This is a genomic window from Bradyrhizobium sp. CCBAU 11386, from assembly GCF_028128955.1.
Taxonomy (GTDB): domain Bacteria; phylum Pseudomonadota; class Alphaproteobacteria; order Rhizobiales; family Xanthobacteraceae; genus Bradyrhizobium.
In genome coordinates this window covers 1-1,064 of the sequence record NZ_LBKA01000092.1, presented here as the reverse complement: position 1 = coordinate 1,064, position 1,064 = coordinate 1, and the positions used below count along the sequence as shown (strand labels likewise).

Sequence of the window (1,064 nt, the reverse complement as noted above, 5' to 3'; positions counted from 1 at the left end):
GAGGTCGGTATGAACGGCAAGCGCGTAATTGGGGTCGACATCGGCAAGTCTTGGCTAGATGTGGCCATGGAAGGTTGTGATCGCGTGCAGCGGTACGGCAACGATGCGGCCGGAATCGGGACTCTGATTGAACAGCTCTATCCGGTCCCGGATGTCGTGGTGTTCGAGCGCACCGGCGGCTGGGAACGGAACCTGGAAGCGGCTCTGGCTAACAAGATGATCACATGGGCCGTCGTTCCCTCGCAGCCGGTGAAGGCCTTCCGCCAGGTGCAAGGGATCAAGGCCAAGACGGATCGGATCGACGCGCGGCTGCTGCGAGATTATGGGCGCGACCGGTTGAACGCCGGCAAGCTACGGTCCGGACGCAGGGAAGATGTAACCCTGGATGCATTGATGGCGCGACAGCGACAGCTCAAGGCCACGCTGCATGCGGAGAACTGTCGCCTGGCAACTGCGGCGCTGGAGGAGGTCCGCAGCTCGATTGAGAACCTCATCGCTCATCTCAAGGAGGCACTTGCAGCGATCGCAGTCGAGCTCGCCCGACACGAGGACGAGCACGCGGAGCTAGCGTTCAAGGAGGAGACCCTGTGTGGCCAAATCGGCGTTGCCGAACAGACCGCACGCGGCCTTCTAGCCGAGCTACCCGAGCTCGGCAGGCTCGACTGCAAGGGGATTACTGCGCTCGGCGGATTAGCTCCGCGGGTTCACGAGAGCGGGAGTATTCGCAAGCGCCGCGGGCTGGCGCCTGGGCGCACGTCAATCAAGGTTATCCTGTTCAACCCTGCACGTACGGCGATGCGGTTCGACCCGCAGATCAAGGAGTTCTGTAGCCGGCTGCGGGCACGGGGAAAGCCCGGCAAGGTGATCATGGTCGCGGTAATGCGCAAGATGCTGGTGCGGCTGAACGCCCGGTTGCGGGATGCGGTGGCCCAGGCACCCGCCGCCGCTGCGGCACGTTGAGGCGTCGATCACGGCAGCCACTCGCGGCATCGCGCGCAGGTAGTCAAGGTTGGCCGTAGGCCACCGCCGCAAGGCGGGGCGCAGCCGCCTTGACTGCCGAGCAC

General features: G+C 64.4%; 1 protein-coding gene. It reads left to right on the top strand.

Going from position 1 to position 1,064, the window contains the following annotated elements:
* On the top strand, nucleotides 1–960 hold a 960-nt coding region (locus XI09_RS08545; protein WP_271566448.1), incomplete at its 5' end, for an IS110 family transposase.
* Between the last annotated feature and the right edge of the window lie 104 nt (nucleotides 961–1,064).